Source organism: Thiorhodococcus mannitoliphagus (assembly GCF_010915725.1).
Lineage (GTDB): Bacteria > Pseudomonadota > Gammaproteobacteria > Chromatiales > Chromatiaceae > Thiorhodococcus > Thiorhodococcus mannitoliphagus.
In genome coordinates this window covers 1-5,711 of record NZ_JAAIJR010000211.1, presented here as the reverse complement: position 1 = coordinate 5,711, position 5,711 = coordinate 1, and the positions used below count along the sequence as shown (strand labels likewise).

Genomic DNA, 5,711 nt, shown 5'->3' with positions numbered 1-5,711 from the left:
TGGGCGTTTGTCTGTTGATCTCCAGCGCCGGGCTACATCCCCCGCGACCGCTCGACGCTGCGGCCAGCGGGAATTGCGGCATGTTGACTTTTGGTTATTCTTCGTGAGGTAATTATAGAGTTGATACTGGATGTTCCTGTAGGGTTTCGGCTTGCGTTCGACTTCTAACGACCTAAATGTCTGGTAGATTCATGGTGGCCCGGCCTTGCGTGGGAGTTTGTGTGCCTTCCCGTGTAGTGCGCACGATTTTGTCGTTGTTGGCGTTGATAACTTGGCGGTTGTGCTCGACTTAAGCGCTTAACCTGCAGAGTTGCAGGCTCTGCGGTGATCAGCGTTGTACTGCTGTCTCGCAGTAGTCCGCGACGTAAATCTGTTGTTGGCCATAAACGCCCATGAAGACATTTCTGCCATTGTGTTTGCGGAAGTAGAGTTCATGTGCGCGGCGGTGGGCGCCTGAAGCATGAGCTTGTAAGGCGGTGGTTACTTCCGGTCCACCACGGTTCTGTTTCAGAGCCTTTAGACCTAGAGTCAGTCGGGACGTGTCGTGGGAACCTCTACGCTTGACTAGGCGTGAGGTCGAGCGCACTGCATCGCGTCCGCGACCTTGTCTTTAAGAAGCTGTCTGGAAAAACGTGTAGCGAATTCATTCGCCTAGCCGGGCCAAGGGCGAATGAATTCGCTACAAATGTCTCGACCATGATTTCCAGACGGCCTCTAAACCTCTTCGGCTGGTATCGGATGGGGCGTTTGTCTATTATCAGCGTGAAAGGCAAAGACTGGAAGGCGATTCCTGTGGATGCTCTGTCGCCGCTGTCGATGCGGTGTGATGCTAGAGTTGGAACCTGCGGACGATGTCCGATGCCCACGCTACAATGCTGATTGAGGCGCTGTTTGGTGACGCCCACGACGCTGCCCTAGGAGCCTTTGAGGTCATCAAGGCAATGTCCACCAGCAACTTCCCCCTTTTGCAAAGGGGGCAGGGGGATTTCGGGCGCCCTCGCTCGCATCGGGCAACAATTGATGGACACTTGGTAAGTGTTAATGGCGAAGGGATGCATATGCGCTCAAGCGAAGCCGAAGCGTCTATAGCGGTCAGGCGCAGATGCGCGCTCAAGAGCAAGATTCTGCTGGCGCAGTTGGTTCGCTTCGGCAAAGTGCTAAGCGTATCTCGCCGTAAGCCATTGAATACGCGCCGTCATTGGGCGCAATGAGGCCGGCGGGCCGAGATCTTCGTCTGGGTTTGCCCAGCAAAATGCCGTGCGCGACAACGAGCAGGCGCCCCCCATCGCGATGTTCATCGACGGGCAGACCTTCTCCTAGGGTGCTGCTCGCGAGGCCATGCCCGGCGCGAACACACCACAAAGATCCTGTCTGCTGCACGTTACCGGCTACGTTTGGGATGCCGTCACCCTAACTATCCGTAGCAGGCAAAGGGCAGGCCGACGGCCGCCAAGAGCGACCTGAGGCGTAATCAATGGCCAGGTTCCCATTGTCGTTGAGGCGATGTTGCGACGACGCGTGCCGCAAGAAGCTCAGGCCCATCGCTGGCTATTTCGTCACCCATTGTCGCCGCATGGTCTGCGCGTCATATCTCGACGAGGGCCTGCCGATTGCTACCGATGGCAATCTAAGGGGGCTGCTGCAGACTGGCCAAGGAACGCATAGCGTGCCGGCATGCGCAGGGGGCTAGGCGGGGCGGAGCACAAAGCAGGTCGCCTTGCAGGGAGTCTCGTTAAGGAGCCTTTCGGGCTGCTTTATCTTCAAGTTGGTGCCAGGGAATCTCCTATTTAGCTGTAAGATGATGCCGAGAACGCTGACTCAGATCGACTGCTCGCGGCCTGACGGACCCGCGTTGGGCAGTCTGTGCCCTCATGAATGCGTGCCTGCAGGCCCATTAATCTTATCACTGCTTTCTACTCTACGCGACCGGTATGCACCTACATAATCGCAAAGCTTCCTCTGAAAACGAATTGCTCGCGGCCCTCAAGGCCAGTCGCGACTCGTTTCTGTTCGTCGGTTTTTTCAGTTTCTTTACGAACTTGCTGATGTTGGTGCCCGCGCTTTACATGCTGCAGCTTTACGACCGGGTACTTTCTTCTAGGAGCGAGTCGACCTTGCTAATGCTGACTGTTTTGGTGCTGGGCCTTTATGTGGTCCTAGGAATGCTAGAGGTTTTGCGCTCACGCATCTTGATTCGGGTCAGCGCTCGGCTCGATTTGGGGCTGAACCCGCGGTTATTGAGTGCCATGTTCGATTCTAGGCTCCGCAATGGACCGGGTGCTGGCTCTCAAGCGATTGAGGATCTTAATAATCTCCGTCAGATATTATCCGGAAATGGGCTATTCGCTTTCTTTGATGTGCCTTGGGTGCCGATTTATATTGGCGTGTTGTTTCTACTGCATCCCTGGCTGGGGTGGTTCGCGGTCGGCGGCGCGGTTCTGCTTTTCGGTTTGGCGATCGCTAATCAGTTGACCACCCGTCGCCCGTTAGGGGAAGCCAACGGGCTCGCGATCAGTGCGCGGAGCTATCTCGGCGGTAGCTTGCGGAATGCGGAGGTCGTAGAGGCGATGGGGATGTTGCCACGCGTGTACGAGCGCTGGTTCGAGCGTCATCGTGAGGTGATGCGGCTCCAAACGCTCGCTAGTGATCGTGCCGCGATACTCTCCAACGCAAGCAAGACATTTCGCGTTGCACTGCAGTCGCTGATACTCGGGATGGGTGCCTACTTGGTAATTCAACATGAGTTTACCGCCGGAGTTATGATTGCTGGCTCGATAATCCTCGGGCGCGCTTTGGCTCCAGTCGATCAACTCATAAACGGCTGGAAGGGTTTTTCGGCGGCGCGATCTTCCTATCAGCGCTTGCATCAACTCCTCGTGGCCATTCCTCAGTGCCCACGTTTCATGAGTTTGCCCGATCCAACTGGGCGGGTGAACGTTGAGGCTGTGTCGGCCGCTCCGCCAGGCTCCAGCATGCCCGTTTTACGGGGCGTGAACTTGGAAATTGCTGCCGGTGAGAGCGTCGGCGTCATCGGTCCGAGTGCGTCTGGTAAGTCGTCCTTGGCGCGGGTTCTGCTTGGCGTTTGGCCTGCGTTATCTGGCAAGGTGCGTCTGAACGGAGCGGATATCAGTCACTGGAATCGTGATGAGTTGGGGCCCTTCATCGGCTATCTCCCCCAGGATATCGAGCTTTTCGACGGCACCGTGAGCGAGAATATTGCTCGCTTTGGCCGAATTGACTCCGATAAAGTGGTGGCCGCCGCTCGACGTGCTCAGGTGCACGAGCTGATTTTACGGCTGCCGAAGGCTTACGACACGCCCATCGGTGAGGGCGGTGCGGTGCTCTCGGGTGGACAGCGTCAGCGAATTGGTCTGGCTCGCGCTATCTATGGTAGCCCAGTGCTGGTCGTTCTCGACGAGCCCAACTCGAATCTCGACGATCAAGGCGAGTTAGCACTAGTCAAAACCATTGCGCAGCTCAGGGCTGAAGGAACTACGGTGGTTATTATCACGCATCGACCTAGTATCCTGAGTTCGGTTGACAAAATCCTTGTCATGCGCGAAGGACAAATCGAGATGTTCGGTGCACGGGATCAGGTCTTGGCAAAGTTCGCTCGTCCGGCTGCTGTCGCGACACGTCCTGGAGCCGCCTTCCCGACCAAGGCTGCTGGATAAAGAGGATCTCAATCTAGATGGATATCACCGTAACCCCTGGCCAGATTGACAGCTCCACGGAGCGAGGGTCGCTCCGAACCAGTGATAGACCGGAGCGAATTGCTGGTCTTTTCCTATTGTTGGTGGCATTGGGCGGTTTCATAGCCTGGGCGCTCCTTGCGCCTATTGACGGAGCGGTCGTAGCCTCGGGAGTCGTTGCGGTCGAGTCTTCTCGTAAGAATGTGCAGCATCTCGAGGGTGGAATTGTCAGCGAGATTTTCGTGCGCGAAGGCGATCGAGTGTCCGAAGGCGACGTTTTGGTGCGACTTGATGACACCGAGGCTAGCGCTGAGCTTCAGGTGGTCCGCGGCCAGTTCCTCGCGCTGCGCGCCCAAGACGCACGTCTAATAGCTGAGCGCGACGATCTCGCCGAGATCCAGTTTCCGGAGGAACTTCTCGCTGCCCAGGACGATCCTCGCATCCGCGAGGCTATCACTGGCGAGCGGCGAGTTTTCGAGGCGCGTCGCACATCTCTGACTGGCGAGCAGGAAGTCCTTGAGCAGCGCCGCGAACAGCTGCAAGAGCAAATTCGTGGACTTAACGCCTTGGTCGAGACGAAGAACAAGCGCATTAGTCTTTATCAGGACGAAATTGAAGGGATGATGACGCTTTTCGACAAAGGTCTTGGCGACAAGCGTACGCTTCGGGAGTACGAGCGCCTTTCGGCCGAGCTAGAAGGTGAACGTGCTCAGCATAAGTCGGACATTGCTGCCGCGCGCATTCAGATAGGGGAAACGGACATCCAGATCGCCCAGCTCAAACGCAAGTTTGCGAGCGAGGTGGTCACCGAGCTGCGTGAGGTTGAGACAAACGTGGCCGACCTGCGAGAGCGCATGCGGGCTCTTCGGAAAACACTTGACCGCACTGTAGTTCGAGCGCCCGTTGCAGGCGCTGCGGTGGATGTTAGTGTGCATACAGTCGGCGGCGTTATCCGGGCCGGCGATCAAATTCTCGACATCGTCCCCGAGGGTGAATCGTTTGTGATTGAGGCTCGCGTTCAACCCATAGACATTGACAGGATTACCCCAGGGATGGAGGCCGACCTGCGCCTGAGTGCCTTCAATGCCCGCACGACGCCGGTTGTTTCAGGTCGGGTCCTGACGGTCTCGGCTGATCGACTGATCGATGAAACTAACAAGGAGCCCTATTATCTGGCCCGTATTGAGGTTACCTCCGATGGTATGGCTGACCTCAAGGGGCGTGCGCTTCAAGCTGGAATGCCAGTGGAAGCCATGATCAAGACCGGGGAGCGCACTTTCTTCGACTATCTGTTCCGTCCCTTCACTGATCGTTTAGCACAAGCTTTCCGGGAGGAGTGATTCTGGCTGTGTTCCTGGTGCGAATACCGACTGAAGAGACGTCGGGTAGCTGGGTGGTGTCACCACCAATTCGCCCCCTAAGAACCCGGCGAGCGAATTTCCTCGCACAGGGCTCAAGCCTTGCTAGGGCACTGCGAAGCACCCGGAGGGCTGCTGAGGCCCGCCTTCACGAGTTGGAGTTGCCAGCGGCTGGCGGAGCGGTAAACTTGAGCCGTTTCTGGTTTAAGTTTCTTGCCCCACCTGGTGGGCCTTTAATGCGGCCGTTGGCGCGCATTGTCTAAGGTAACCGCACCGATTGAGCCTGTTCGCCTCGGTTTCGTGGTCCAAGACCCGTCGGAAGTCTGCCCGCTTTCGGGTTGGAGCAAAGTTTGAACCCCTATCCGGTACGGCCTAGACAGGCCTTCGCTTGATCCGACAGCCTTTACCCGCTCGCCCATCGGCCCACCCGCGGGGCGGTTTTCCAGCTTTTGGTAAGTACCTCATTAGAATCAGGAATGGAAAATTAAAGCAATACAAATCAATTCGAGTTTTGGTAAATCCTTGGGTAGTGCCCTTATGTATAGGATGTGTATAGGATGAAAAATTAAGAAATGTGCTGCCCAGGGCGTTGATCATCGGACCGTCCAGTCGGTTGAGTCGACAGCGTGAATCCTTAAAGGCAAAGCGACGTGGGAGCGGG

General features: G+C 56.6%; 3 protein-coding genes. All 3 read left to right on the top strand.

The genetic code is table 11. The features are described 5' to 3' along the window. Window positions 1-851 precede the first annotated feature (851 nt). The 3 genes from G3480_RS24790 to G3480_RS24780 all read left to right on the top strand — a co-directional run bounded on the left by G3480_RS24790 (window position 852) and on the right by G3480_RS24780 (window position 5,032). Window positions 852-1,211 carry a hypothetical protein gene (locus G3480_RS24790; RefSeq protein WP_164656901.1) on the top strand — a complete coding sequence of 120 codons (360 nt, stop codon included), beginning with the start codon at window positions 852-854 and terminating at the stop codon, window positions 1,209-1,211. A 720-nt stretch (window positions 1,212-1,931) separates the two neighbouring features. Then, on the top strand, window positions 1,932-3,674 hold the full coding sequence (locus tag G3480_RS24785; protein WP_164656900.1) for a type I secretion system permease/ATPase: 1,743 nt from the start codon (window positions 1,932-1,934) through the stop codon (window positions 3,672-3,674). A gap of 17 nt (window positions 3,675-3,691) precedes the next feature. After that, the gene (locus tag G3480_RS24780) at window positions 3,692-5,032 is read left to right on the top strand and encodes an HlyD family type I secretion periplasmic adaptor subunit (RefSeq protein WP_164656899.1); all 1,341 of its coding nucleotides are present in this window, start codon (window positions 3,692-3,694) and stop codon (window positions 5,030-5,032) included. Window positions 5,033-5,711 lie beyond the last annotated feature (679 nt).

Bases quoted from the DNA above. Each gene is read 5' to 3' on its own strand.
- G3480_RS24780 (WP_164656899.1), top strand. From the start codon at position 3,692: ATGGATATCACCGTAACCCCTGGCCAGATTGACAGCTCCACGGAGCGA.
- G3480_RS24785 (WP_164656900.1), top strand. From the start codon at position 1,932: ATGCACCTACATAATCGCAAAGCTTCCTCTGAAAACGAATTGCTCGCG.
- G3480_RS24790 (WP_164656901.1), top strand. From the start codon at position 852: ATGTCCGATGCCCACGCTACAATGCTGATTGAGGCGCTGTTTGGTGAC.